Source organism: Paraburkholderia sp. FW306-02-B, assembly GCF_058782725.1.
In genome coordinates, this window is the sequence record NZ_JBYSXZ010000001.1 from 4,410,846 (window position 1) to 4,435,749 (window position 24,904).

The 24,904-nt window shown below is 64.9% G+C and carries 25 protein-coding genes; 13 read left to right on the forward strand and 12 right to left on the reverse strand.

The genetic code is table 11. The features are described 5' to 3' along the window. Window positions 1-54: 54 nt before the first annotated feature. From AC3WOG_RS19850 to fliE, 5 genes are all read right to left on the reverse strand, one after another. A complete protein-coding gene (locus AC3WOG_RS19850; protein WP_492579503.1) occupies window positions 55-420 on the reverse strand; it encodes an EscU/YscU/HrcU family type III secretion system export apparatus switch protein in 366 nt (121 codons plus the stop codon). After that, window positions 420-1,820 carry a flagellar hook-length control protein FliK gene (gene fliK / locus AC3WOG_RS19855; RefSeq protein ID WP_492579504.1) on the reverse strand — a complete coding sequence of 467 codons (1,401 nt, stop codon included), beginning with the start codon at window positions 1,818-1,820 and terminating at the stop codon, window positions 420-422. Before fliK ends, AC3WOG_RS19850 begins: the two co-directional genes overlap by 1 nt. A gap of 81 nt (window positions 1,821-1,901) precedes the next feature. Further along, on the reverse strand, window positions 1,902-2,228 hold the full coding sequence (locus tag AC3WOG_RS19860; RefSeq protein ID WP_492579505.1) for a flagellar protein FliT: 327 nt from the start codon (window positions 2,226-2,228) through the stop codon (window positions 1,902-1,904). Further along, window positions 2,225-2,659: a flagellar export chaperone FliS gene (gene fliS, locus AC3WOG_RS19865; RefSeq protein WP_492579506.1), complete on the reverse strand. Its 435-nt coding sequence runs from the start codon at window positions 2,657-2,659 to the stop codon at window positions 2,225-2,227. The genes AC3WOG_RS19860 and fliS overlap by 4 nt, the downstream gene beginning before the upstream one ends. Window positions 2,660-2,892: 233 nt before the next feature. Beyond that, the gene (gene fliE / locus AC3WOG_RS19870; RefSeq protein WP_492579507.1) at window positions 2,893-3,243 is read right to left on the reverse strand and encodes a flagellar hook-basal body complex protein FliE; all 351 of its coding nucleotides are present in this window, start codon (window positions 3,241-3,243) and stop codon (window positions 2,893-2,895) included. A 235-nt stretch (window positions 3,244-3,478) separates the two neighbouring features. On the opposite strand from fliE, the gene fliF reads away from it, so the two are divergent. The 13 genes from fliF (at window position 3,479) to fliR (ending at window position 16,557) form a co-directional block, all read left to right on the forward strand. Then, entirely contained in the window at window positions 3,479-5,278 is a 1,800-nt protein-coding gene (gene fliF / locus AC3WOG_RS19875; RefSeq protein ID WP_492579508.1) for a flagellar basal-body MS-ring/collar protein FliF, read from the forward strand. Further along, window positions 5,268-6,263: a flagellar motor switch protein FliG gene (gene fliG, locus AC3WOG_RS19880; RefSeq protein ID WP_492579509.1), complete on the forward strand. Its 996-nt coding sequence runs from the start codon at window positions 5,268-5,270 to the stop codon at window positions 6,261-6,263. The genes fliF and fliG overlap by 11 nt, the downstream gene beginning before the upstream one ends. Then, the gene (gene fliH / locus AC3WOG_RS19885) at window positions 6,250-6,933 is read left to right on the forward strand and encodes a flagellar assembly protein FliH (RefSeq protein ID WP_492579510.1); all 684 of its coding nucleotides are present in this window, start codon (window positions 6,250-6,252) and stop codon (window positions 6,931-6,933) included. The genes fliG and fliH overlap by 14 nt, the downstream gene beginning before the upstream one ends. After that, complete coding sequence (gene fliI, locus AC3WOG_RS19890; RefSeq protein ID WP_492579511.1) at window positions 6,927-8,597, forward strand: flagellar protein export ATPase FliI; 1,671 nt, start codon at window positions 6,927-6,929, stop codon at window positions 8,595-8,597. The genes fliH and fliI overlap by 7 nt, the downstream gene beginning before the upstream one ends. A gap of 2 nt (window positions 8,598-8,599) precedes the next feature. Beyond that, window positions 8,600-9,049: a flagellar export protein FliJ gene (gene fliJ / locus AC3WOG_RS19895; protein WP_492579512.1), complete on the forward strand. Its 450-nt coding sequence runs from the start codon at window positions 8,600-8,602 to the stop codon at window positions 9,047-9,049. 62 nt (window positions 9,050-9,111) lie between these two features. Further along, the gene (locus AC3WOG_RS19900; RefSeq protein WP_492579513.1) at window positions 9,112-10,662 is read left to right on the forward strand and encodes a flagellar hook-length control protein FliK; all 1,551 of its coding nucleotides are present in this window, start codon (window positions 9,112-9,114) and stop codon (window positions 10,660-10,662) included. A 1,279-nt stretch (window positions 10,663-11,941) separates the two neighbouring features. Further along, the gene (fliL, locus tag AC3WOG_RS19905; RefSeq protein ID WP_492579514.1) at window positions 11,942-12,448 is read left to right on the forward strand and encodes a flagellar basal body-associated protein FliL; all 507 of its coding nucleotides are present in this window, start codon (window positions 11,942-11,944) and stop codon (window positions 12,446-12,448) included. A 65-nt stretch (window positions 12,449-12,513) separates the two neighbouring features. Continuing rightward, window positions 12,514-13,512, forward strand: a complete 999-nt coding sequence (gene fliM / locus AC3WOG_RS19910) for a flagellar motor switch protein FliM (protein ID WP_492579515.1) — start codon at window positions 12,514-12,516, stop codon at window positions 13,510-13,512. Further along, complete coding sequence (fliN, locus tag AC3WOG_RS19915; protein ID WP_492579516.1) at window positions 13,505-13,963, forward strand: flagellar motor switch protein FliN; 459 nt, start codon at window positions 13,505-13,507, stop codon at window positions 13,961-13,963. Before fliM ends, fliN begins: the two co-directional genes overlap by 8 nt. Then, complete coding sequence (fliO, locus tag AC3WOG_RS19920; RefSeq protein ID WP_492579517.1) at window positions 13,960-14,571, forward strand: flagellar biosynthetic protein FliO; 612 nt, start codon at window positions 13,960-13,962, stop codon at window positions 14,569-14,571. The genes fliN and fliO overlap by 4 nt, the downstream gene beginning before the upstream one ends. 44 nt (window positions 14,572-14,615) lie before the next feature. Then, window positions 14,616-15,395 (forward strand): flagellar type III secretion system pore protein FliP, encoded by a 780-nt coding sequence (fliP, locus tag AC3WOG_RS19925; protein ID WP_492579518.1) that lies wholly within the window; start codon window positions 14,616-14,618, stop codon window positions 15,393-15,395. A 72-nt stretch (window positions 15,396-15,467) separates the two neighbouring features. Continuing rightward, window positions 15,468-15,737: a flagellar biosynthesis protein FliQ gene (fliQ, locus tag AC3WOG_RS19930; protein ID WP_011490196.1), complete on the forward strand. Its 270-nt coding sequence runs from the start codon at window positions 15,468-15,470 to the stop codon at window positions 15,735-15,737. 37 nt (window positions 15,738-15,774) lie between these two features. Continuing rightward, on the forward strand, window positions 15,775-16,557 hold the full coding sequence (gene fliR / locus AC3WOG_RS19935) for a flagellar biosynthetic protein FliR (RefSeq protein ID WP_492579519.1): 783 nt from the start codon (window positions 15,775-15,777) through the stop codon (window positions 16,555-16,557). Between the two features lie 96 nt (window positions 16,558-16,653). Here fliR and flgL read toward each other — a convergent pair whose 3' ends face one another. The 7 genes from flgL to flgG all read right to left on the reverse strand — a co-directional run bounded on the left by flgL (window position 16,654) and on the right by flgG (window position 24,894). Then, complete coding sequence (gene flgL / locus AC3WOG_RS19940; RefSeq protein ID WP_492579520.1) at window positions 16,654-17,886, reverse strand: flagellar hook-associated protein FlgL; 1,233 nt, start codon at window positions 17,884-17,886, stop codon at window positions 16,654-16,656. A gap of 10 nt (window positions 17,887-17,896) precedes the next feature. Then, the gene (flgK, locus tag AC3WOG_RS19945; RefSeq protein WP_492579521.1) at window positions 17,897-19,873 is read right to left on the reverse strand and encodes a flagellar hook-associated protein FlgK; all 1,977 of its coding nucleotides are present in this window, start codon (window positions 19,871-19,873) and stop codon (window positions 17,897-17,899) included. Window positions 19,874-19,969: 96 nt separating this feature from the next. Then, window positions 19,970-20,749 (reverse strand): flagellar brake protein, encoded by a 780-nt coding sequence (locus AC3WOG_RS19950; RefSeq protein WP_492579522.1) that lies wholly within the window; start codon window positions 20,747-20,749, stop codon window positions 19,970-19,972. A 432-nt stretch (window positions 20,750-21,181) separates the two neighbouring features. After that, window positions 21,182-22,159: a flagellar assembly peptidoglycan hydrolase FlgJ gene (gene flgJ / locus AC3WOG_RS19955; RefSeq protein ID WP_492579523.1), complete on the reverse strand. Its 978-nt coding sequence runs from the start codon at window positions 22,157-22,159 to the stop codon at window positions 21,182-21,184. 12 nt (window positions 22,160-22,171) lie between these two features. Continuing rightward, window positions 22,172-23,374, reverse strand: coding sequence for a flagellar basal body P-ring protein FlgI (locus AC3WOG_RS19960; RefSeq protein ID WP_492579524.1), 1,203 nt, complete (start codon window positions 23,372-23,374; stop codon window positions 22,172-22,174). 2 nt (window positions 23,375-23,376) lie between these two features. Next, a complete protein-coding gene (flgH, locus tag AC3WOG_RS19965) occupies window positions 23,377-24,075 on the reverse strand; it encodes a flagellar basal body L-ring protein FlgH (RefSeq protein WP_492579525.1) in 699 nt (232 codons plus the stop codon). Window positions 24,076-24,105: 30 nt separating this feature from the next. After that, complete coding sequence (gene flgG / locus AC3WOG_RS19970; protein ID WP_492579526.1) at window positions 24,106-24,894, reverse strand: flagellar basal-body rod protein FlgG; 789 nt, start codon at window positions 24,892-24,894, stop codon at window positions 24,106-24,108. Window positions 24,895-24,904 lie beyond the last annotated feature (10 nt).

A 24,904-nucleotide genomic window follows, 5' to 3' on the forward strand; every position in this document is an offset into this window, starting at 1 on the left:
GTCAACGGAAATAGCCCGCTCAGTCGCCGGGTGAAGCCGACGATATCAGCCCGCTCAGTCCGCGGATGTTCCGCCGCCGACCTCGGTGGCGACCACGTCGGTCACGTCCTGCTCGCCGGCATCGGCGCCGACGCTGTCCACCGGCTCATTCTCAGCGCCGCTTTCCAGCCGATGCAACCAGGCCAGCAACTCCGCCACCGCCTGATAAAGCTGTGGCGGAATCCGCGTATCGAGGTCCACCTGCATCAGGAGCGACACCATTTCCGGTGCCTCGTGCACGTACAGCCCGGCTTCCTTGGCCCGCTGCACGATCATCTCGGCCAGCATGCCGTAGCCTTTGGCGATCACGCGCGGTGCGGGATCGCCGCCGTTTGCGTCGTAGACGAGCGCGGCCGCGCTGCGGCGATGTTTGCGGCTCATCACATATCCCAATCGAAATCGTCGAGCGGCGCGGCGCCCGGGCGGGTAACGCGGGCCGTGCGGCGCCCCGCCCCCTTGTCAGCCGCGGATGCCGATGATGCCGCCGAAGCCGAACGCGCGTACGCCGAAGCCGCCGCCTGCCCGGCGGCCGCAGCGCCAGCAGCACCCGCCGCGGTAGCCGGCGCGCCACCGCCGATTTCGCGGATCGTCAGCCCGTTCAACTCGATGCCCGCCGCCGCCAGCCGCTGACGAAAGCGCTCGCCCTGCATCGCCAGTCGCGCCGCGCCGCCCGGACTCGCCTGCACGCGCGCCACCAGCCGCGTGCCGGTCAGCGTCAATTCCGCATCGACAGTGCCGAGCGTCGGCAGCGACAACGTCAGACGCGTGCGCCACGGCTGATCGTCCTCGCTCGCCGCGCCGCCGCCGCTGCGATCCCATTCGTCGCCGTCCTGCTCGATGGTCCAGTCGAGCTTGGCGCCCGGCCACGCTTCGCCGGTCCAGCGAAACTGCCCGGTCGCGAGCAGATCGAGTTGCTGACGCACTAAAGGAACCGTCGCGGGATGAACCGCGGCCGCCATCGATGGCGAGTTTTGTGACGGTGTGCCGTCGGCCAAAGACGCCGCGGCGTTGTGCAAGGTGTGCGCGGGCTGGCTGTTCAGATCGGAAAGAGAGTTCGCCAGCACTTCGCCGGCCACGAAGCGCGCCGCCTGCGCCGTCTGGATCGCCGGCGTGGCGCGCGCGGCGGCGTTGCCGTCAGACGTACCGTTGGCCGGAGCGCCCATACCCTGACGCGGCGCGGCAGTCGCGGCAGAAGACGGCTCGGCATCGCTCGCCCAGTCGAGCGGCAATTGCGTGGCGGCGGCCACCAGCTTGTTTTGCGCCTCGCCGGCCAGGGCGGCGGGCGGGCGCTGGCCGGCCAGCCATTGCGCGAGATGGGATTCGTAAAACAGGCCGCTGTCGCCGACCGTCTGTTTGAGCGCGGCCGCGAGCGCCGCGACCGGCACCTGAGCCGCCGCCACATTGGCGGTGGCCGCGGTACCGGCGGTATTCGGATTCGCGGACGAAGCAGCGGGCGTGGCAGCGGTATCGAAGAGCGGCAAAGCGCCGGTCTCGACGTCGAGCGCCGGCGCGGCCGGCCAGATCGGCGTCTGGCCGAGCACGGCCGGGGTCGCCTCGCCGCCCGAGCTCACGATCGCATTGAGCGTCAGCGCGACGGCGGACAGCGCGGTTTGCGCGGAAGCCGGTGGCGTGGGTGTCGTGACGGGTGTGGCGGTGGCAGGCGCGGTATCGACACCCGCCGCGCCAGTCTGCGAGGCCGTCGCACTGCCCGGCGCGAGATTGAGCAGACTGTCGACCCGGTTCGCAAGCAGCGACGTGACGACCGCGTCGATTCCGTTCATACCGATTCCTTGGTCACATTGGCAGCGACGCGCTCAAATACAGTCAGGCGGACTCACGCAGCGTGTTGCCCGCGGGCACACTCAGCGCGCCCCGTACAGTTCCTTGAGCACGCGCGTCTGCCGTCCGGCGAACAGGGCCGACAGGTTGGCCATGCGCGGATTCGCCAGATCGCGGATCGCGGCGTCGTCCGCGAGGATCTGCCGGATCAGCGCGTATTTGCGCTGGCGCTCGGGTTCGTCCAGCTTGACACCGGTTTCCGCATCCCGCAACGCATCGACCAGAAGCCGGTATTCTTCCTGCAGGCGTACCAGATCGTTCCACAGGGCGCATCGCGCAGCCGTCAGCATGCGGCGGGAAATCGCTGCAATCGCCTCGTAGCGGGCGAAATATTCTGTGTTCGATGTCATCTCATGCTTTCCGCGGCCGGCTGCACAGCCATCCGCGCGATCTCCGGGGCAATCCCGATCCAGGCCTCTTCGAGCGTCGCCAGCAGGCCATCGACCTCGACCAGCATCGCCTCGCTTTGTTTTACGTTGGCTTCGAGCAGCCGGCGCGACATATAGCCGTATAGCGCGTTCAACCGCTCCGCAATCTCGCCGCCCGCCTCAAGGTTGAGCGACTGCTGCAGCCCGCTTTCGACGATCTGAATCGCCTTGCCGATCGCCTCTCCGCGAGCCGGCACATTGCCTTGCTGCAGATGCATGCGCGCCTGCGCGATGGCTTGCCGGGCGCCCTGATACAACATCACGATCAGACGATGCGGACTCGCGCCCATCACCCCTGTCTCGACGCCCACGCGTGCATACGCATTGGCTCCAGAGTGTCCTGGGGAAAACATCGGCGCTCCTCCTGTCTTGCATTGCGGTTGGTCGTGGTAGCCCATCCGGGCGCGTTGCCGCGCGCCGATCTCTGCCTGTACCTGGTTATCGGATAGGCAACGGGAAAGCTTTAGGCTGGTGTAAGGAGGATTAATGGGCGAATGGGGCGAGCCACGCCGGCGACACGATGCTCAGGCGTTCGGGCAGGCGGGCGGAATAGCCTTGCCGCCTGACCAAGCCGCCCGAGCCGCGCTCACACCGACATTTGCATGATGTCGTTATAGGCCGTTACCAGTTTGTTGCGCACCTGCAGGCCGAACTGGAAACCGATGTTCGCCTTCTGCGAGTCGACCATCACGTCGTTCAGCGAGACGTTCGACGCGCCGAGCTCGAACGCCTGCGCCTCGCCGGCCGCCTTGGTCTGATCGCCGCTGATCTTGTCCAACGAAGCCTTCAGCGCCGAGGCGAAACCGCCGGCCGTCGCCGCGCCGGACTGGCCGGCCGCCGGAGCGCCGGCCGCCGAGTTGTTGCTGCCGGCCGCTTGAGCCGCCATCGACTGCATCTGTTGCAGCGCCGACGAGAGCGCGTTCACGGGCAAAGTCATGTTCTCTCCAGGAATGATGACCGGCGCACCAAAGCCGTACCGATCTGAGCGAAAGCATAGCAGCGGGCCTCTTTGGAAAGCCCCGAAACTAGGGGGAAAACCCGGCTCTATTCAAGCAATCGGGTTGAGCGGCCCTGCGGATAATTTCAATGGTGAAAGTCTCTGTTCGTGCGCCCGCCGACCCTCGGTGCGGCCAGGCGGCAGAACGCAAAGGCATCCCGGAGAAACCCGACGCATGGATTCGTCAGCCAACTCTTTGATCAACCCCGACGCCCGCATGGGCCTCGCCGGCGCGCAGCCGGGCGCCGGTGCGCCCGGCACCGGCCAGCCCGGCGGCGCAGCGGACCTCGGCGGCTTGGGCGGCAACCTTGGCGGCATGGGCGGCAACTTCGGTCAGCGCCTGTCGGGCCTCGCGCAAATGCGCGGCAACCCGCGTGCCCCGCTGATTTTTGCCGTCGCGCTGCTGGTCGCGATCGTGGCCGGTCTGTTCCTGTGGTCGCGCGCACCGGACTACAAGGTGCTCTACAGCAACCTGTCGGACCGCGACGGCGGCGCGATCATCACCGCGCTCCAGCAGGCCAACATTCCCTACAAGTTCTCCGACGCCGGCGGCGCGATCCTCGTGCCGGCCGAGCAGGTGCATGAAATGCGTCTGCGCCTGGCTTCGCAAGGCCTGCCGAAGAGCGGCTCGGTCGGCTTCGAATTGATGGACAACCAGAAGTTCGGCATCAGCCAGTTCGCCGAGCAGATCAACTATCAGCGCGCCCTGGAAGGCGAGCTGCAACGCACGATCGAATCGATTTCCTCGGTGAAGTCAGCCCGCGTGCATCTGGCGATTCCGAAGCCTTCCGTGTTCGTGCGCGACAAGGAAGCGCCCTCCGCCTCGGTGCTGGTCGACCTGTATCCGGGCCGTGCGCTCGACGAGGGCCAAGTGCTGGCGATCACCCATATGGTGTCCTCGGCGGTGCCGGATATGCCGGTGCGCGGCGTGACCATCCTCGACCAGGACGGCAACCTGCTGACGAACCCGTCCTCCGGCAGCGGTCTGGACGCCTCGCAACTGAAGTATCGCCAGCAGATCGAGCGCAACACCCAGCAGCGCATCGACGCGATCCTCGCGCCCCTGTTCGGCGCCGGTAATGCGCATTCGCAGGTCAGCGCCGATATCGATTTCTCGCGCAGCGAGCAGACCTCGGAAAACTACGGCCCGAACGGCAGCCCGCAACAGGCGGCGATCCGCAGCCAGCAATCGAGCTCCGCCACCGAAATGTCGCAGGCGGCCGCCTCGGGCGTGCCGGGCGCGCTGTCGAACCAGCCGCCGCAGCCGGCTTCCGCGCCGATCACGGCGGGCAACGGCGCGAGCGGCGCGACCACCACGCCGGTCAGCGACCGCAAGGATTCGACCACCAACTACGAACTCAACAAGACCGTGCAGCATCTGGAGCAGCCGATGGGCGGCATCAAGCGTCTGTCGGTGGCGGTGGTGGTCAACTATCTGAAGGTGGTGGACGCCGGGGGCCACGCGACAATGCAGCCGGTCACCGCCGACAAGCTCGCGCAGGTCAATCAGCTGGTGAAGGACGCGATGGGCTTCGACGCTGCGCGCGGCGACTCGGTCAACGTGGTCAACAGCGCGTTCACCGCCGACGTCGACCCGAGCGCCGACCTGCCGTGGTGGCGCACGCCGGACATGATCGCGCTCGCCAGGCAGATCGCGACCTACCTCGGGATCGGCGCCGTCGCCCTGTTCCTCTACTTCGTGATGGTGAAGCCGGCGCTGCGCCGCGCTTTCCCGTCGCCGGAGCCGATCGCCGCCGCGGCGCTGCCGTCGCCGGACGAGCCGATCCTGCTGGACGGCATCCCGGCCGCCGAGCGCGCGGGCGCCGTCGCGGAAGAAAGCGACGTCGAGCTGCTGACGTTCGAGAACGAGAAGCACAAATACGAACGGAACCTGGAATTCGCGCGCAACATCGCGCGCCAGGATCCGAAGATCGTCGCAACCGTCGTGAAAAATTGGGTGTCCGATGAGCGCTGAAGGCGTAATGAAGAGCGCGCTCCTGCTGATGTCGATCGGCGAGGAAGAAGCCGCGCAGGTGTTCAAGTTCCTCGGGCCGCGTGAGGTCCAGAAGATCGGCGTCACGATGGCCGCGCTGAAGAACATCACACGTGAACAGATCGACGATGTCCTGCAGGAGTTCGTGCGCGAGGCCGAAAAGCATACAGCGCTGTCGCTCGATTCGAGCGACTACATCCGTTCGGTGCTGACCAAGGCGCTCGGCGACGACAAGGCCGGCGCGATCATCGACCGGATTCTGCAGGGCAGCGATACCAGCGGGATCGAAGGCCTCAAGTGGATGGATTCCGCGGCGGTGGCCGAGCTGATCAAGAACGAGCACCCGCAGATCATCGCAACGATCCTCGTTCACCTCGACCGCGACCAGGCGTCGGAAATCGTCGCCTGCTTCACCGAGCGGCTGCGCAACGACGTGCTGCTGCGAATCGCGACGCTCGACGGCATCCAGCCGGCCGCGCTGCGCGAACTCGACGACGTGCTGACGGGCCTGCTGTCGGGCAGCGACAACCTCAAGCGCAGCCCGATGGGCGGCATCCGCACGGCGGCCGAAATTCTCAACTTCATGTCGAGCAACCATGAAGAAGGCGTCATCGAGAACGTTCGCCAATACGACGCCGAACTGGCGCAGAAGATCATCGATCAGATGTTCGTGTTCGAGAACCTGCTCGATCTGGAAGACCGCGCGATCCAGCTGCTGCTGAAGGAAGTCGAGTCCGAGGCGTTGATCATTTCGCTGAAGGGCGCGCCGCCCGCGCTGCGCCAGAAGTTCCTGTCGAACATGTCGCAGCGTGCCGCCGAACTGCTCGCCGAAGACCTCGACGCGCGCGGTCCGGTGCGCGTGTCCGAAGTCGAAACGCAACAGCGCCGCATCCTGCAGATCGTGCGCAACCTGGCGGAAAGCGGCCAGATTGTTCTAGGCGGCAAGGCGGAAGATGCCTATGTCTGATCAGAACTCCGCGGCGAAGGAGCGCCTCTCGGCCTACCAGCGCTGGGAGATGGCCTCGTTCGATCCGGTGCCGCCGGCGCCGCCCGAACCCGAAGTCGACGACGGCGCATTCGAAGCCGAACTCGAACGCCTGCGCGAGGCCGCGCATGCACAGGGCACCGCGTCCGGGCACGTGGCCGGGCAGGCGCTCGGGTATCAGGCCGGTTACGAGCAAGGTCACGCGCAGGGTTTCGAGCAAGGCCAAAGCGAAGCGCGCGAAGAAGCGGCGCGTCTCGCCGCGCTCGCCGAGACGTTCAAGGCGGCGCTCGACGGCGCCCAGGGCGCGATCTCGGAGACCCTGGTCGGATTGGCGCTGGACATCGCGCAGCAGGTGGTGCGCCAGCACGTGCAACACGATCCGACCGCGCTGATCGCCGCCGCGCGTGAGGTGCTAGCCGCCGAACCGGCGCTGGTCGGCGCGCCCGCGCTGATCGTCAGTCCGGCCGACTTGCCGGTCGTCGAAGCCTATCTGATGGAAGAGCTGCAAACGCGCGGCTGGACTGTGCGCACCGATGCGTCGGTCGAACGCGGCGGCTGCCGCGCGCAGGCCGGCAGCGGCGAGGTGGATGCGGGCATCGACACGCGCTGGGAGCGCGTTGCCGCGGCGCTCGGCAAGGTGAGCACATGGTGAAGCCGACGCTCGAAGAGATCCGCGCCAGCGATCTGACGCCGCTCGAACGCGAGCTCGCGCTGGCGTCGTTCGGCGCCGAGGCGCTGGCGGACGAGCCGGCTGCGGTGACATCTGCTGCAGCTGCAGTCGCGGCCATCGAAGCCGCGTTGCGCGATCCGAGCCTGGGCCACCCTGCGACGGGCGCGGCGGCGAGCCGCGAGTCTGCCGCCTCAGCTGCTTCAAGTGTGACTTCGAGCCCCGCTTCAACCCCCGCCGCCCACGCCTCGTACGATCCCGCACTCGACAGCAACCCGCACATGCAGGCCTGGCGCGGCCGGCTCGACGCGCTGCGCGCGCGCAATGCGATCGCCAAGCCGATGCGCGCCTGCGGACGCCTGACGCGCGCCGCCGGTCTGGTGCTCGAAGCCGTCGGCCTGCGCCTGTCGGTGGGCGCCGAAGTGATGATCGAACTGCCGCCCGGCAGTTCGTTGCCGATGGCGGAAGCCGAAGTGGTGGGCTTCTCCGGCGACAAACTGTTTCTGATGCCGACCACCGAAGTGATCGGCCTGTTGCCCGGCGCGCGGGTTTATCCGCTCGAAAGCGCGCCGATCGCCGATCCGATGGCGGGTGCCAAGCGCTTGCCGGTCGGCTGGGAATTGCTGGGGCGCGTACTCGATGCGTCGGGCCGTCCGCTCGACGGCCTCGGCCCGCTCGGCGCGCACGCCGACGCGCCGCTGTCCGCGCCGGTAATCAATCCGCTGAACCGCGAGCCGATTCACAAGGTGCTCGACGTCGGCGTGCGCGCGATCAACGCACTGCTGACCGTGGGTCGCGGGCAGCGGATGGGCTTGTTCGCCGGTTCCGGCGTCGGTAAATCGGTGCTGCTCGGCACGATGGCGCGCTACACCAGCGCCGAGGTGATCGTGATCGGCCTGATCGGCGAACGCGGTCGCGAAGTGAAGGAATTCATCGAACAGATTCTTGGCGAGGAAGGTCTGGCGCGCTCGATTGTCGTCGCCGCACCGGCCGACGTTTCGCCGCTGTTGCGGATGCAGGCGGCGTCGTACTCGACCTCGCTTGCCGAATATTTCCGCGATCAGGGCAAGCACGTACTGCTGCTGATGGATTCGCTGACCCGCTACGCGATGGCACAGCGCGAAATCGCACTGGCCGTGGGCGAGCCGCCCGCCACCAAGGGCTATCCGCCTTCGGTGTTCGCCAAGCTGCCGGCGCTTGTCGAACGGACCGGCAACGGCCCGGCGGGCGGCGGCTCGATCACCGCGTTCTACACCGTGCTGACCGAAGGCGACGATCAGCAGGATCCGATCGCAGACTCGGCGCGGGCGATTCTCGACGGCCATATCGTGCTGTCGCGCTCGCTCGCCGAGGCTGGCCACTATCCGGCGATCGACATCGAAGCGTCGATTAGCCGGGCAATGACCGCGCTGATCGACGAAAAGCATCTCGACAAGACGCGTATGTTCAAGCAGATGCTGTCGCGCTATCAGCGCAACCGCGATCTGATCAACGTCGGCGCCTATTCGAGCGGGCGCGACGCGCTGCTCGACCGTGCAATCGCGCTGTATCCGCGGATGGAAGCGTTTTTGCAGCAAGGTTTTCGCGAGTGCGCAAACTTTGAACCGAGTATCGAGATGCTGGACGCGCTGTTTGCCCAAGGAGGCTGACGATGGCGAAACACTTTCCGATCAAGACGCTCATTGGCCTGGCGAAGGACGATGTGGACGCCGCTGCGCAGCGCCTCGGCCGCGCGCAGCGCGAGCGCGGCGACGTGCAATCGCAGCTCGACTCGCTGGTGCAGTACCGCGACGAATATCACGCGCGCTTCACGGCGACCGCCCAAACGGGCATGCCCGCCGGCAACATGCGCAATTTCCAGGCGTTCATCGACACGCTCGACGCCGCCATCGAACAGCAGCGCAACCTGCTGGTGGCGGCCAACGCGCGCGTCGAGGCCGCCAAGCCCGACTGGCAGCGCCAGAAGCAGAAACTCGGCTCGTATGAAGTGTTGCAGGCGCGCGGCGAAGCCGTCGAAGCCAGACAAACGGCGCGGCGCGATCAGCGCGACGCCGACGAACATGCCGCCCGAATTCTGAGGATGCGCGCCGAGGGCATCTGACACGCCCGAACGCAGCTTCGGCTGACCGAACACATCGTTTTGACGGATTGACAGGATCATCTATGTCAGCACTTTCACCGATCGGCTCGCTGCTCGGCTCCGCCAGCAGCACGTCCACCAGCGCGGCCATGGCCGCCGCGGCGAACGCCACGCCGTTCTCGCAAACCCTCAAGCAAAGCATCGTGTCGCAAAACGATGCCGCCGCGCAAAGCGCGAGCAAGCAGGCGCCGTCATCGTCTGCTTCATCTTCGGCTTCCTCGTCATCCTCGGCGCCGGCGTCTTCGCCCTCTTCGTCGAGCGTGCATGACGCGCCGCCGCCGCCCGACCCGTCGACCCAAAGTACGGACGCCGCGAGCGGCAACAAGGACAACAGCAACACGACGAGCGCGGCATCGTCCGGTTCGTCGTCGTCCGCCGCGTCCGACAATACGCAACAGGCCGCCACAGACAAGACTGCCGCGACGCCGGCGAAGTCCGCCGGCACGGCCACGCCGACCGACGCCGGCACCGCTGCCGCGGCAGCCGCCCAGGCTCAGGCTCAGGCTCAGGCCAACGCGAACGGCGCGACCGTCCCAGCCGCCACCGACCCTGCCACCGCGTTGACCGACGCCGCGACCTCGCTGGCCGGCGCGACCACGGACACCACGACTGGCGGCACCACAGGCAAAAAGACCGGCGCAACCGATCCGAAGTCGGTGCAGGACGCTTTGCAGGCGGCGTTGGCTGCGCTGTCAGGCGCCCAGGGCGCGGTTCCGGCGCAGGCTCAGGCCCAGGCGCTGGCGAGCGGCGCGGCGGCGAACGTGTCGAGTGCGTCGAACGGCGCGAGCGACCTGGCTGGCGATGCGAGTAGCGGATTGAGCGCCGCGACAAGCGGCAAGACGCTGGGAGCCGGTTTGTTCGGCGACGGCAAGGGATCGAATACGGCCAAGGCCGCCTCGCTGACGGCGTTGGCCACGACTGTGGCGGATCCGTCGACGGCGGCGAAGACGGTTGCTGACGCGTTGACCGCGACGGCTGCCGGCTCTGCCCAGGCTGACGATCTGGCGTCCTTCAAGAGTGCTGCCGATGCGGCGACGGCTGCTCTGGCCGCCACACAGGCGGCGGCTGGCGCCGCTAGCACGACTGCGGCTGTGCAGACGACTGGCAATGCTGGCGCGGCCGAGGCCGCGAATACGTTGGCGCCGCATGTGGGCACGACTGACTGGGAAGACGCACTGAGTCAGAAGGTGGTGTTTTTATCGAATGCGCATTCGCAGAGCGCCGAGCTGACTTTGAATCCGAAGGATTTGGGACCGCTGCAGGTCGTGTTGCAGGTTGCCGATAACCATGCGCATGCGCTTTTTGTTTCCCAGCATCAGCAGGTGCGGGAGGCTGTCGAGGCAGCCCTGCCGAAGCTTCGCGAAGCGATGGAGTCCAATGGCATTGGGCTTGGAAGCGCTAGTGTTAGTGACGGTTTTGCCCGTCAGGGCAGTGGGCAGCAGCAAAGTGCGGATTCTGGCCGGTCCGGCGGGAAGGCTGCAGGTTCTTTTGCCGGCGGCGCTGGGGATTCTGTTGCGAGTGTTGCTAATGTTGCCGTGCGGCGGGGTGTGGGGTTGGTTGATACTTTTGCTTGAGGTTTTTTTGCCTTTCGTGGCGGTTTATTTCTGTGCGCCTGCGGTGGTGGCCTTTCCTTGTTTTGTTAGTGGTCTATTAGCTTCGCCCCTGTGCTGTTTGCCTTCGCGGCGCTTATTGTCTGTATGCCTACGGTGTTGGCCTTTCCTTGATTTGTTAGTGGTCTATTAGCTTCGCCCCTCTGCTGTTTGCCTTCGCGGCGCTTATTGTCCGTGTGCCTGCGGTGGTGGCCTTTCCTTGATTTCTTAGTGGTCTATTAGCGTCGCCCCTGTGCGGGGCAGGCACTTACTTTCTTTGCCGCCGCAAAGAAAGTAAGCAAAGAAAGCGGCTTCACACCGCTAACGCTTAAGCGGGTTCCCTGGCTTGGAGGAGATAGTGGAACATCTGGAATCAGTGTTCTCGCACACTCCGCGCGGGTGACAAGGCCGTCATTCTTCCGGCGGCGCTGCGCGCGCCGCAGCGGTACTTCTCAAAACCGATGGGGCGTACGCGCTTCCGGCATCATCCTTCCCGCCTCGCACTGCGTGCTCGCGGGAATCGTTTGCCAGGGAAACCCGTGGTTTTGTTCTTTTGCTGGGGGAGCCATCGGCTTTGCCTCGGCGAGGCGCCGAAGTGGTTTGTGGTTTGCGGTTTGCGGTTTGCGGAAAAGTAACGCCCGGAGGTTAATTCGGCGAGACGCCGAAGCCGCGACGGTATTGAGAAAGGCACTCGCCGATCGGTACAGATCCATGCAACTACGAGCCACCGTACCAGGCAAGACACTGACGCGAAAACGGCCCGCTGGTTTTGTGAAGTACCGCCACGGCGCGCGCAGCGCCGCCGGAAGTATGACGGCCTTGTCACCAACGCGGAGTGTGCGGGAACACCGATTCCAGATGCTCCACGACCTCCTCCAAGCCAGGGGACCCGCTTAAGCGTTAGCGGTGTGAAGCCGCTTTCTTTGCTTACTTTCTTTGCGGCGGCAAAGAAAGTAAGTGCCTGCCCCGCACAGGGGCGAAGCTAATAGACCACTAACAATTCAAGGAAAGGCCAACACCGCAGGCCTACAGCCAAAAAGCGCCTCGAAAGGCAAAAAAGAAAGCAAAGACCACCGCCGCAGGCGCAACAACCAATAGCGCCGCGTAGGCAAAAAAAACCAGAACCGGCCGACAGGCGACTCCCAAGCCTGAAAGGCAAAAACAAGAGATAGCCCGCATTAACCCTTCTTTTCGACCCATCGCGCCGCAGGCAAATCAACAACAATCACCATCACCAGCACTAAAGGCAAGCAAAGCACACCTCATGGCATCCACGACCGCAAACCAGCAAGCCGCGCCCGCCTCCCCGGGCCCCTTGAAGCGCATTATCCTGATCGTCCTCATCGCGATCCTCGCCGCAGGCGCAGCCGGCGCGGGTGTGTGGTTCTTCATGTCCAAACGCGCCCCCGCCCCCGCCTCAGCGGAAACCGCCAGCGCGCCCGCCCCATTGCCGGCGCCCCTGTTCTTCCCGCTTGAATCGATGACGGTCAACCTCCAATCGGACGACGGTCAGCAACACTTCCTGCGTATCGGCCTCACGCTCAAACTGGGCGACCCGAAAACCCAGCAGGAACTCACCGACCATATGCCGGAAGTGCGCAGCCGCATCCTGCTCGCGCTGTCGAACAAACACCCGGAAGAACTCGCGCCGCTCGACGGCAAACGCGCGCTGGCCACCGAACTCCGAACCCTGATCGAACAGCCGACCGATAAGGGCGCCGCGCCGATCCACGTCCAGGACGTGCTGTTCACCGAATTCGTCGTGCAGTGACGTCCGCAGTGACGTTATTTAGCGCTGCCATCATCAACCGCCACGGGACGCACGAGGAATAAGGAATGGGCCACGAAGAGTTCATGTCCCAGGAGGAGGTCGATGCCCTCCTCAAGGGCGTAACCGGCGAGTCCGACTCGGTCGCCGAGCAAACCGATCGCGCGGGCGTCCGCCCGTACAACATCGCGACGCAGGAACGCATCGTCCGCGGCCGGATGCCCGGCCTCGAAATCATCAACGACCGCTTCGCGCGTCTGTTGCGCGTCGGTATCTTCAACTTCATGCGGCGCTCGGCGGAAATCTCCGTCGGTCCGGTGAAAGTGCAGAAGTACAGCGAGTTCACCCGCAACCTGCCGATCCCGACCAACCTGAACCTGGTCCACGTGAAGCCGTTGCGCGGCACGTCGCTGTTCGTGTTCGACCCGAACCTGGTGTTCTTCGTGGTCGATAACCTGTTCGGCGGCGACGGGCGCTTCCATACCCGCGTCGAAGGCCGCGATTTCACGCAGACCGAACAGCGCATCATCATGAAGCTGCTCAACCTCACGTTCGAGCACTACGCGATGTCGTGGAAAAGCGTGCGCCCGCTGCAGTTCGAATTCCTGCGCTCGGAAATGCATACGCAGTTCGCCAACGTCGCGACGCCGAACGAAATCGTCATCGTCACGCAGTTCTCGATCGAGTTCGGCACCACGGGCGGCACGCTGCATATCTGCATGCCGTATTCGATGATCGAACCGATCCGCGACATCCTGTCGTCGCCGATCCAGGGCGAGGCGCTCGAAGTCGACCGCCGCTGGGTCCGCGTGCTGTCGCAGCAGGTGCAGGCCGCGGAAGTCGAACTGACCGCCGACCTCGCGCAGGTGCCGGTCACGTTCGAACAGATCCTGAACATGCGCAAAGGCGATGTTCTGCCGATCAATATTCCCGAACACATCACGGCGAAAGTCGACGGCGTGCCAGTGATGGAATGCGGCTACGGAATTTTCAATGGTCAGTACGCGTTGCGGGTCCAGAAGATGATCAGCGCAACCGACACGATGAAGGAAGGTGGATATGAGTGACCTGAACGCAAAGCCCGCGGCGCAATTGCCGGAAGCCGAACAACTGGCTGCCGCGGCATCCGCCGACGACGAAGCGGCGATGGCCGACTGGGCCAGCGCGCTTGCCGAGCAGAACGACAACACGGAAGTCAGCGCCACCACGGCCGGCGTGTTCCAGCCGCTGTCGAAGGTCGAGCCGGCCTCGACGCGCAACGACATCGACATGATCCTGGACATCCCCGTCCAGATGACCGTCGAACTCGGCCGCACCAAGATCGCGATCCGCAACCTGCTGCAACTCGCGCAAGGTTCGGTGGTGGAGCTCGACGGCATGGCCGGCGAACCGATGGACGTGCTGGTCAACGGCTGTCTGATCGCACAGGGCGAAGTCGTGGTCGTCAACGACAAGTTCGGTATTCGTCTGACCGACATCATCACGCCGTCCGAACGCATCCGGAAACTGAATCGATGAAACGCGTTGCCGGTCGCGCCGTGCTGCATGCGTCGCGCCATGTTCTCCATCGCGCAGCGCTCACAGCGACGGCCGCGGCCGCTTCGGCGCTCATGGTCACGCTGACGTTCGCACCGTCGGCCGCGCACGCCGCCGACATGAACGCGGTCAACAACGCCGCGAAAATTGCTTCGGGTGTCGGTGCCGGCACGACCGTTCCGGCGCTCGGCGTCGGCGCGGTATTGCAAACGATCGTCGGCCTGCTGGTCGTGATCGGTCTGGTATTCGCTTTTGCCTGGCTCGCGCGCCGCTTCGGCTTGCAGCCGGCGAACCGCGGCGCTCTGGTGAAGACGATCGGCGGCGCCTCGCTCGGCGGCAAGGAGCGGGTCGCGGTGGTCGAGATCGGCGATACCTGGCTGGTGCTCGGCACGGCGCCCGGCAATGTGCGCCTGCTGCATACGATGCCGGCCGGTTCGGCCGCGGTCGATGCGCTTGCAGGCACGGGCACGCAACCCGCCGCCCCTGGCCCACGCGCGCCGTTGCCCGGCACATTCGGCCAACGCTTTCGCGATGCTTTGAAAGCTGAAGTGGGCAAACGTTTCAACGGGCAAGGCAGCGGGGACCGGTAATGCAGTTCAGTGTTCAATCAGCGCGTGACGCGCAATCCACCCGCATGTCTTCCGCCGTTTCGAAAGTTGTCCCCGTGCTGCGCCGTCTCGCACCTATCGCGCTGCCGGCGCTGATGCTCGCGCTGCCGACGCTGTCGTTCGCGCAAACCGCCGGCCTGCCGGCCTTCAACACGAGCCCCGGCCCGAACGGCGGCACCACGTACTCGCTGAGCGTGCAGACGATGCTGCTGCTCACGATGCTGTCGTTCCTGCCGGCAATGGTGTTGATGATGACGAGCTTCACGCGCATCATCATCGTGTTGTCGCTGCTGCGCCAGGCGCTCGGCACGACCACCACGCCGCCTAACCAGGTGCTGGTCGGTCTGGCGCTGTTCCTCACCCTGTTCGTGATGTCGCCGGTGCTCGACAAGGCCTATACCGACGGCTACAAACCGTTCTCCGAAGGCTCGATGCCGATGGAGCAGGCGGTCTCGCGCGGCCTCGCGCCGTTCAAGACCTTCATGCTGCGCCAGACCCGCGAAAGCGATCTCGCGCTGTTCGCCCGCATTTCGCACGCCGCGCCGATGCAAGGTCCGGAAGACGTGCCGCTGTCGCTGCTGGTGCCGTCGTTCGTCACCAGCGAATTGAAAACCGGCTTCCAGATCGGCTTCACGATTTTCATCCCGTTCCTCATCATCGACATGGTGGTGGCGAGCGTGCTGATGTCGATGGGGATGATGATGGTGTCGCCCGCCACCATCTCGCTGCCGTTCAAGCTGATGCTGTTCGTGCTGGTCGACGGCTGGCAGTTGCTGCTCGGCTCGCTCGCACAGAGCTTCGTATAACCGCCACGCCCGGCCTGGCTGAGCCTGGCTTAACGCGTTCGTTCAACCCTTCACGCTTCCGGTCGAATCGCCATGAATCAAGAATCCGTCATGACGCTGGCGCACCAGGCCATGTATGTCGGCCTGTTGCTCGCCGCGCCGCTACTACTGGTCGCGCTGGTGGTCGGTCTGGTGGTGAGCCTGTTCCAGGCCGCCACGCAGATCAACGAAAGCACGCTCTCGTTCATTCCGAAGCTGCTCGCGATTGCCGTCACGATGGTGATCGCCGGTCCGTGGATGCTGACGACCATGCTCGACTATCTGCGCCAGACGCTCACCAACATTCCGACGCTCGTCAACTGAGCGCCGCCCCGGCCTCCCCTCACCGGTCCCCGCCGCGATGTTTTCCGTTACCTACGCGCAACTGAACGCCTGGCTCACCGCGTTCCTGTGGCCGTTCGTGCGGATTCTCGCGCTGGTCGCCACCGCGCCGCTGCTCGGCAACCGCTCGCTGCCGACGCGCGTGAAAATCGGCCTCGCGGCCTTCATCACGATCATCGTCGCGCCGACGCTCGGCGCACTGCCCCAAGTCACGGTGTTTTCCGCCGCAGGCGTGTGGATCATCGTCAACCAGTTCCTGATCGGCATCGCGCTCGGCATGACGATGCAGATCGTGTTCCAGGCGATCAGCGCCACCGGCGATTTCGTCGGTTTGGGCATGGGCCTCGGCTTCGCGACTTTCTTCGATGCGCAGGCAAGCAGCTCGAGCCAGGTGCTGTCGAGCTACATGAACACCATCGCGATGCTGGTGTTTCTGGTGATCGACGGGCATCTGCAGATGATCAGCGCGTTGCTGACGACGTTCCAGTCGGTGCCGGTGTCGGCGAACATACTGGGCGCACCCGGCTGGCGCACGCTGGCAGGCTTCGGCGGCACGATCTTTTCGGCCGGTTTGCTGCTGTCGCTGCCGGTGGTCGCGGCACTCCTGATCACCAACCTCGCGCTCGGCATTCTCAACCGCGCCGCGCCGCAAATCGGCGTGTTCCAGATCGGCTTTCCGCTCACGATGCTGATCGGCCTGCTGCTGTTGCAGCTGATGATTCCGAACATGATTCCGTTCTTCACGCGCATGTTCGACATCGGCATCGATCAGATGGGGCGCGTCGCGGCGGGTTTGAAGTAGCGCCTTCCTCCGCGCCGGCGATTGCTCACTCGAAACAAAGAAGGGCGGAACCGGCTCACGCCGGTTCCGCCCTTCTTCATATCGTATCCCGCCCGCTTAGTTCAGGTACTGGAACAGCGACATGTTCTGCACCTTCGCAAACGCCTGTTGCGCCGCTTGCAGCGAGGCTTGCGTCATCGTGTACTTGCTGATCGTCTTGGTCAGGTCGGTCGAAGTCAGATCCGACAGGTTGCTCGCCGTCTGCAACGTGTTGGTCTGCGTGACCGTCTGCAACGCCTGCACTTCCTGCTCACGGCCGCCCACCGCGGCCTGGGCCGTCACGACGTTGTTCATCGTGTTTTCGAGCTGGGTCATGCTGGTAGTCAGCGCGCTCTGGAAACTGGCCGTCGCGGCCGCGCCCGCGACCGGCGATTGCAGCGTCGCGATCAACTGGCTCAGGTTCGCGAACAGGTCCGTGCTGCCTTGCGTGGCCGGCGTCACGGTGAAACTGTCACCCGCGTTCGGCGCGCCGGTGATCGTCACCGACTGGCCGCCGAGCGTGATCGCCGAGCCCGACGTGAAAGTCTGCGGCGTACCCGTCGTGACCGCGCCGGTCGCCGGATTGGTCGCGCTCACCGTGTAGGTGCTCGTCGCGCCGGCGCCCGCAAAGGTGATCGTGTATTTGTCCGCGTTGGTCGGATCGGTCGGGTTCGTCAGGCTGACGCCGCTGATCACGCCGGTCCCGCCGTTGCCCGTGGTCGCGGCCGGGACCGCGCTGGTGCCGATCGACGCCACGCTGCCGAAGATCGCGTTGCCGTTGTCGGCCGTCTGGATGGTGCGCGAATCGGTGATCTGCACGGCGCGCGTGCCGGTGTCGCCCGAATAGGTCACGACGCCGGCCGAATTGGTGGTGTACGGCTGCGCCGTGCTCTGATAGCCGGCGAACAGGTAATTGCCCTGCGGGTCGGTGGAATTGGCGAGCGTCATCAACTGGCTGCGCATGCTCTGCAGCTGCGTCGCGATCGAGCCGCGGTCGCCGTCGTTCAGCGAGCCGTCGCCCGCGCGCAGCACCAGCGTATGAATGTTTTGCAGCACGGTGTTGACGCTGCCGAGCGTGGAGTCTTCCTGTTGCAGCGAGGCGAGCGCGGTGCTCTGGTTGCTCGTGTACTGCGCGAGCGTCGTCGCCGTCGAGCTCAGTTGCACGGCCTGCGCCGCGCCGAGCGGATTGTCCGACGGTGTGGAAAGGCTCACGCCACTCGAAATCTCCGCGTACAACTGCGACAACTGAGCTTGCTGATCGCTCATCGTCGCCACGTTCATGCTGAAGTACTGCGTGCTGGAGATGCGCATGTTCAACGCCTCACTGAATGATGCCGATCAACGTCTGGAACAGGGTCTGCGCGGTCTGGATGACCTTGCTGTTGGCCTGATAGAGCTGCTGATACTGAAGCAGGTTGGCTGCTTCCTCGTTGATGTTCACGCCCGAAACCGATTGCTGCGCGGTGGTGATCTGCGTCACCAGCGAGGCCTGGGCCGTGCTCGAAGTCTGGATCTGATTGGTCTGGTTGCCGATCTGGTTGACGTAGTTCGCATACGCGCCCGTCAGCGTGACGGTGCCGCCCGCCAGCGACTTCGCGGTGGACAGGTTCGACAGGGCCAGCGCATTGCGGCCGTCGTTGGTCGCGCCGGTGTTCGGGCCGATGGTGAACTTGTCGCCGGCGGCCGGTGCACCGCTGATCGTCACCGACACGTTGTTCATCTGGCCGGCGGTCGCGTTGTTGATCGTCAGCGTCGCGCCGGTGCTCGACGAATACGGCACCACGGTCGCCGCGCTGGCGATCGGGTAGGTAGTGGCGGGCGAGCCTGCCACCGTCACCGTCGAGCCCGCCGGGAAGCCCGACAGACCCGTGCCGTTATACGACAGCGTGGTGGTCGCGTTCGGCATCGTGTAGCCGGCCGTCACCGTGCCTTGCGTGATCGTGCCGGTGCCGGTGTTGGCCGACGCGGCCGCGCCCAGCACCGGTGCCGCGGCGGCGATCGCCGAGGCGTCCGTGGTCGCGGTGGCGAAGCTGTTCAGCGCGCCGCGGGTCGGTTCGACCGTGAACGAGTCGCCGGGGTTCATCGTGCCGGTGGTCGAAAACTGCAGGCCGTTGATCGGCTGGGTCAGATTGGTGGCCGAGCCGACCACGCTGCCGGTCGAATTGTCGGTGAGCGTGTAGGTGGTGCCGTTATAGGCGAGTGTGTAGTCGCCGGTAGTCGGCTGCGCGGAATTCGCGAACGAGACGTTCAGCGACGCGTTGCCGGTGTTCTGCGTGTTCGCGTAGACCGTCGGGCCGCCCACCGAGAACAGTGCACCGCCCTGGCCGCCGCTCAGCGTCACGCCGAGCGCGTTCTGCGCATTCACTTGCGTGGCGAAGCTCACGGCAATCGCGCCGAGTTGCGCTTCACCCGGATCGAGCGTCTGGCTGCGGAACGCGACGAGGCCGCCGAGCGTGCCGCCCGTGATCTTGCTGTCGGGCAGGTTTTGCGGCGCTGCCGCCGGATTCGCCCCCGCCTGGCCGAGGTATTGCACCGACAGTTCGCTGGTGTCGCCTGTCGAAGGCGCCGTGCCCAGGTTGTAGCTGTTGCCGCTCGAGACCAGCGGCTGGCCATTGCCCATGAACACGCTGTAGCTGCCGTTGCTGTTCACGACCTGCACGCCGACCAGTTGCGACAGATTCGACACGGCGAGATCGCGCTGATCCAGCAGCTGATTCGGCGGTTGCCCTTGCGTGCTGGCCGCGGCGATCTGCCCGTTCAACTGCGCGATCTGCTGCGTGTAGCTGTTGATCTGCGAAACGGTATTGGTGAGCTGCGTGTTGACGCTCTGACGCAGCGCGTCGTACTGCTGGCCCGCGGCGTTGATCTGGTTCGCGAGCGTCTGCGCGCCGCTCATCGCGGTCTGGCGAGTGGCCAGACTGGAGGCGTTGTTCGAGACGTTCTGCAAGCCGGTGAAATAGCTGGTGATCGCGCTCGCAATGCCGGAGGTCGGGCTGCCGATCAGATTGTTCAGCTGCGAAATCATCGTGTTGTAGGTCGACAGCGAACTGCCCGACGACTGCGCATTGTTCAGTTCAGTGGTCAGGTACTGGCTGTACTGGCGCGTCACGGTGGTGGTCGAGACGCCCTGCGGCAGATAACCCGAGCCGGTGTACTGGCCGCCGGCTTCGGCGTAGACGGGCCGTTCGATCGTATAGCCCGCCGTCGACGCGTTGCTGATGTTCTGGCCGGTCGTCGTGAGTCCCCACTGGGCTGCGTTCAGTCCACTGAGGCCGAGATTGATGAGGGAGCTGGACATGCGTCATCCTGAAGGGCGACATCGGACACCTGCCGCCACGTTACTTGAACATCCTGTTTAACGGCCCGCGCCGGGAAAAATTGAGGGCCGTTTTCCTCAGCGCACCAACGAGCGGCGCTTCATTTCGAGTTGCGTGATCAGCCGCTGCAGCGTGTTTTCGGCGCTGCCTGGCAGCGTCAGAAAACGAAAGCCAAGTTGATAGCGCTGCGTGCCGTTCGGCAAAGCGGTCGAGCGGTGCGACACCAGTTGCAGATCGAGCGACAGGCGGCCGAGCGTGCCAAGCGACAGTTCGCAGTCTTGCAGCCGGGTGCCCATCGGCAGTTCGGCCACGCGCTCATCCGCGGTGCGCATGCCGACACCGCCGAGCGACAGGTCGTGCACTTCGAAGCGGAACGTGTCGCCTTCGGGCAAGCGGCCGCTGCACATATACGGGTCGAGAATCGGCGCATCGACGCGGAAATATTCGCGGCGCTGCACGTAGAACAGCACTTCGGGGAAGTCCGCCTCGAATGCGGGCAATCCTTCGTAACGGGTTTCGCGCGGCGTGCCGGTGGAAAACTCGACGCGCACGCCGTCCGGCGACGCGTGGAACTGGCAACGCGGCGCCGCCAGCAAACCTTTGTTCTGCTCCGACAGCGCGCCCCAATCGAAGGTGAACGTACGGCCGCGCACGTCGACGTCGAGCAGTCGCGTGACGAGCTGGCCGCTCGCATATTGCACGGTGAGGAAATCGCCGCGATTGACGAGATTGCGTAACTGAACGCCGATCTCCAGCGGATTGCGACGGCCGAAATCGTAAGCGCTTTCGCTTTCGTCTAGCGCGGCGTGCGGCTGGCCGGGCGCTTCGATCTGGCCGTTCGACTGGTTAGTATCCATGGGCTTGCCGGTATGCTTGTTCTTGCGGGCGCGTGCCCAAGGCTCCTGCCGGGGCTTTCGCGCGGTCTTCATCGAGGCCGCGGCACGCGCATTCAACCGGACGTTACAGCGCCTTCCGGTATCGGGTCTAACTGATTAGCGGCAGCGCCCGGCCAAAATTTAGGGGCCGGTAATGAAATATTTGCCGCAAACGTTAAAACGCCGATAAGCATCCAGTGGAAACCGGGCGCATCAAATACGGGCAACGATCATTTAGACAACGAATAAACCGTGAATCAGCAATGAAATAGGACACGAGATACCCGGTATTGCGGCTCGGCCGACCGCCCGTGGGCGATCGGCCTGCTCCGTCTTATTATGCACTTGGCCCCGTCGCGTGCATGGGTTTTATTCGGAGAAAATCAAACTGCACGCATCTGCATTAACAGCGGCTCAGGCCATTTTCTGCATGATGGACATCAGTTTTTTCGCGTAATGCGGATCGGTCGCGTAACCCGCGCGCTGCATGCCGTTGGCAAAGCCGTTCACGTCATGCGAAGAATTGATGACCTGCGCATAACGCGGATTGCTCTTAAGCAGGCTCGCGTAGTCGGTCATCGCTTCCTGGTACGAGTCGTATGCGCGGAATTTCTCGACAGTGCGCTGCGGCTTGCCGTTCACGTATTCCGTCGTGACGGTCGAGACGGTCTTGCCGGTCCAGTCCCTGGACGCCTTGATGCCGAACACGTTATGGCTGGTCGTCCCATCGGCCTTCTTGATCTCGCTCTTGCCCCAGCCCGATTCGAGCGCGGCCTGGCCGATGATGAAGCGCGCCGGAATGCCGGTCGCCGCGCTGGCGGCCTGCGCGGGCGCGGCCAGCTTGTCGACGAACGCGTCGACCTTCGGCGAGCTGCCGTCGCCGCGCAACGGCGGGGTCAGCGCGCTGTTGGCCGAGTAGCCCTTGCCCATCGCCAGCTGGCCGTTGGCCTGCGCATTGCCGTAAGCCTTGGCGAGCGCGTTCAGCGCGGCGGTCTGGCCTTCATCGCCGCCGCTGCCGCCGGCCAGGCCGCTCACGGCGCCCGCGCCGCCGCTCACCTGCATGCCCTGATTGCGCATCATCTGCTTGAGCATCGCATCGGCCACGCCGATGCCCTTCTGCGACATCTGCTGCGACAACTGCTGATCCATCATCGACGTGAAGGTGGCGCTGTCGTGCGAATCGAACGGACCGTCCTGCGGCGTCGCGTCACGCATGCTCTTGAGCATCATCTGGGTGAACACCGCGTCGAACTGCTGCGCGGCCATCTTCATGCCGGCTTGCGGCGAAGCCTTGGCCTGCGCGCTCAGCTTGGCGAAACCCTGCACGTCGAGCGCAAAGCGCTGAGTCAGGTCGTTCGCGGCGTTCGCGGAATTGGTCGTATCCGAATTCATCTGGTGTCTTCCTTAGATGATTTCCAGGTCGGCGCGCAAAGAGCCCGCCGCTTTCATGGCCTGCAGGATCGACATCAGATCCGCGGGCGTCGCACCCAGTGCGTTGAGCGCCTTCACCACATCGGCGAGGTTGGCGCCGGCGGTCACCATCTTCAGTGCGCCGTTGTCCTGCTTCAATTGAATCTGCGACTGCTTGGCCACCACCGTCTGGCCGTTCGAGAATGCGCCCGGCTGGCTCACCACCGGCTGCGTATTGATCACCACCGACAGATTGCCGTGCGCCACCGCGCAGTTTTGCAGCGTGACCATCTGGTTCATCACGATCGAGCCGGTGCGCGCGTTCAGGATCACCTTCGCGGCGGCTTGCGCCGGCTTCACGTCGAGGTTCTGCAATTGCGCCATGAAGGCGACCTGTTGCTCCGGATCGGCCGGCGCGCGCAGTTGAATCGTGCGGCCGTCGAGCGCCATCGCGGTGCCGCCGCCGAACGCGTTGTTGACCGCCGCCACCACCCGTTGCGTGGTGTCGTAATCCATCTCGTTCAGTTCGAGCTGCATGGTGCCCGCTTGCGACACCGAGGTCGGCACCGCGCGTTCGACGATCGCGCCGCCGGCAATGCGGCCCGCGGCAAGCGTGTTCACCTGCACCTTGCTGCCGTTCGCGCTCGCGCCGGCGCCGCCGACCGCGAGGTTGCCCTGGCCGAGCGCGTACACCTGGCCGTCGGCGCCCTTGAGCGGCGTGAGCAGCAGCGTGCCGCCGCGCAGGCTCTTCGCGTTACCGAGCGACGACACGGTGACGTCGATCGCTTCGCCGGGACGCGCGAACGGCGGCAGCACCGCCGTCACCATCACCGCGGCGACGTTCTTCAACTGGATGTTCGACAGCGACGACTGCGAATTGCTCGAACCGGCCGCCTGGTTGTTGATCGAGATGCCGAGGTTCGCCAGCATGTTGGCGAGCGTCTGCGTGGTGAACGGCGTTTGCGTGGTCTGGTCGCCCGTGCCGTCGAGGCCGACCACGAGACCGTAGCCGATCAGCGGGTTGTCGCGCACGCCCTGGATCTGCACGAGGTCCTTCAGACGTTCGGCATGCGCGGGCGTCGCCGCCGGCAGCGCGGCGCAGACGAGTGCGGCGCAGACGAGTGCGGCGAAGGCGAGCGCACGGCCGACATGAACGAGTCGCGCGAAACGGCCGGTGCTGGAGAAGACGGTACGCATGATCACCACGGCGACACGTTGAGGAAGAAGCGCTGCAGCCAGCCCATGTTCTCGGCTTCGTCGATATAACCCTTCGCGGAATATTCGATTTTCGCGTCGGCAACCTGGGTCGAGTACACGGCGTTCAGGTTCGAAATCGTGTTCGGATTCACCACCCCGGAAAAGCGCACGAATTCATTGCCCTGGTTGATCAGCATCTGCTTCTCGCCGCTGACCATCAGATTGCCGTTCGGCAGCACGCCCGTCACGGTCACAGTGATGACGCCGTTGAACGTGTTCGATGCGTTCGCGCCGCCCGTTGCCGCGAACTTGTTGCCGCCGTTCGCGTTCAGGTTGACCTTGCCGAAAAAGCCACTGAGAAAGCCGGCTGTCGGCACGTCGAAGTTGGTGGTGCCGTTGCGGTTGGTCGCGGCGCCCGAAGACTTCGTCGCGTTGACGTTTTCCTGAATCACAATCGTCAGGATGTCGCCGACATTGCGCGGCCGCTGGTCTTCGAAGAGCGGCCGGCCAGCGTAACCCGGGTTGTAGATCGAGCCCGGCGATTGCACGGAAGGCGGCATCGGTGGCATGGCCGTCATCGGTTGCTGGGTGATCGGCTGCTTCGGCACGAGGCCGCAGCCGCCCAGCGCCGCGAGCAGCGTGAGCTGCACGAGCGCTACAGCAGTGCGCGAATGAACCGGATTACGAGTGAAGTGCGACATCTTGATTACCGCCTGTTAATTCCCAGCCGCTCAAACCTGCATCTGGCTGAGGGTCTGCAGCATCTGGTCGGAGGTCGTCACGGCCTTGCTGTTGATTTCGTACGCGCGCTGCGTCTGGATCATGTTCACCAGTTCCTGCACCACGTTCACGTTCGATGCTTCCACGTAACCCTGACTCAGCGTGCCGGCGCCGTTCAGGCCCGGTTGCGCGATGTTCGGCGCGCCCGACGAAGCGGTTTCGGAGAACAGGTTTTCGCCCTTCGCATCCAGACCGGCCGGGTTGATGAAGGTGGCGAGCTGCATCGAGCCGAGCTGCTGGCTGTTGGTCGAACCGGCCACGGTGATCGACACCACGCCGTCGCTGCCGATCGTCATCGAGGTCGCGTTGGTCGGGATCGTGATCGCCGGGATCACCTGGTAGCCGCTGGATGTGACGAGCTGGCCCTGCGCGTTGGTCTGGAACGAACCGTCGCGGGTGTAAGCGGTCGTGCCGTCAGGCATCTGCACCTGGAAAAAGCCCTGGCCGTTGATCGCGACGTCTTTCGAGTTGCCGGTTTGCTGCAGGTTGCCCTGCGTGTACAGACGCTCGGTGGCGACCTGCTGCACGCCGGTGCCGAGCTGGATGCCGGACGGCAGTTCGGTTTGCTGCGTCGAGTTCGCGCCGGGCTGGCGGATGGTCTGGTACAGCAGATCCTCGAATACCGCGCGCGAGCCCTTGAAGCCGTTGGTGCTGACGTTCGCGAGGTTGTTCGAGATCACGTCCATCTGCGCCTGTTGCGCATTCATGCCGGTAGCGGCGATATAGAGTGAGCGATTCACAATTCTTCTC

Excerpts from the sequence above, each read along its gene's own strand:
- flgJ (WP_492579523.1), bottom strand. The coding sequence starts at position 22,159 with ATGAATTCGGATACGACCAATTCCGCGAACGCCGCGAACGACCTGACT.
- fliG (WP_492579509.1), top strand. The coding sequence starts at position 5,268 with ATGAGCGCTGAAGGCGTAATGAAGAGCGCGCTCCTGCTGATGTCGATC.
- fliH (WP_492579510.1), top strand. The coding sequence starts at position 6,250 with ATGCCTATGTCTGATCAGAACTCCGCGGCGAAGGAGCGCCTCTCGGCC.
- AC3WOG_RS19860 (WP_492579505.1), bottom strand. The coding sequence starts at position 2,228 with ATGACATCGAACACAGAATATTTCGCCCGCTACGAGGCGATTGCAGCG.
- AC3WOG_RS19960 (WP_492579524.1), bottom strand. The coding sequence starts at position 23,374 with ATGCGTACCGTCTTCTCCAGCACCGGCCGTTTCGCGCGACTCGTTCAT.
- fliE (WP_492579507.1), bottom strand. The coding sequence starts at position 3,243 with ATGACTTTGCCCGTGAACGCGCTCTCGTCGGCGCTGCAACAGATGCAG.
- fliF (WP_492579508.1), top strand. The coding sequence starts at position 3,479 with ATGGATTCGTCAGCCAACTCTTTGATCAACCCCGACGCCCGCATGGGC.
- flgH (WP_492579525.1), bottom strand. The coding sequence starts at position 24,075 with ATGTCGCACTTCACTCGTAATCCGGTTCATTCGCGCACTGCTGTAGCG.
- fliJ (WP_492579512.1), top strand. The coding sequence starts at position 8,600 with ATGGCGAAACACTTTCCGATCAAGACGCTCATTGGCCTGGCGAAGGAC.
- fliL (WP_492579514.1), top strand. The coding sequence starts at position 11,942 with ATGGCATCCACGACCGCAAACCAGCAAGCCGCGCCCGCCTCCCCGGGC.
- fliP (WP_492579518.1), top strand. The coding sequence starts at position 14,616 with ATGTCTTCCGCCGTTTCGAAAGTTGTCCCCGTGCTGCGCCGTCTCGCA.
- AC3WOG_RS19950 (WP_492579522.1), bottom strand. The coding sequence starts at position 20,749 with ATGGATACTAACCAGTCGAACGGCCAGATCGAAGCGCCCGGCCAGCCG.
- fliM (WP_492579515.1), top strand. The coding sequence starts at position 12,514 with ATGGGCCACGAAGAGTTCATGTCCCAGGAGGAGGTCGATGCCCTCCTC.
- fliS (WP_492579506.1), bottom strand. The coding sequence starts at position 2,659 with ATGTTTTCCCCAGGACACTCTGGAGCCAATGCGTATGCACGCGTGGGC.
- fliK (WP_492579504.1), bottom strand. The coding sequence starts at position 1,820 with ATGAACGGAATCGACGCGGTCGTCACGTCGCTGCTTGCGAACCGGGTC.
- fliQ (WP_011490196.1), top strand. The coding sequence starts at position 15,468 with ATGAATCAAGAATCCGTCATGACGCTGGCGCACCAGGCCATGTATGTC.
- AC3WOG_RS19850 (WP_492579503.1), bottom strand. The coding sequence starts at position 420 with ATGAGCCGCAAACATCGCCGCAGCGCGGCCGCGCTCGTCTACGACGCA.
- AC3WOG_RS19900 (WP_492579513.1), top strand. The coding sequence starts at position 9,112 with ATGTCAGCACTTTCACCGATCGGCTCGCTGCTCGGCTCCGCCAGCAGC.
- flgK (WP_492579521.1), bottom strand. The coding sequence starts at position 19,873 with ATGTCCAGCTCCCTCATCAATCTCGGCCTCAGTGGACTGAACGCAGCC.
- fliR (WP_492579519.1), top strand. The coding sequence starts at position 15,775 with ATGTTTTCCGTTACCTACGCGCAACTGAACGCCTGGCTCACCGCGTTC.
- flgL (WP_492579520.1), bottom strand. The coding sequence starts at position 17,886 with ATGCGCATCTCCAGCACGCAGTACTTCAGCATGAACGTGGCGACGATG.
- fliN (WP_492579516.1), top strand. The coding sequence starts at position 13,505 with ATGAGTGACCTGAACGCAAAGCCCGCGGCGCAATTGCCGGAAGCCGAA.
- fliO (WP_492579517.1), top strand. The coding sequence starts at position 13,960 with ATGAAACGCGTTGCCGGTCGCGCCGTGCTGCATGCGTCGCGCCATGTT.
- fliI (WP_492579511.1), top strand. The coding sequence starts at position 6,927 with ATGGTGAAGCCGACGCTCGAAGAGATCCGCGCCAGCGATCTGACGCCG.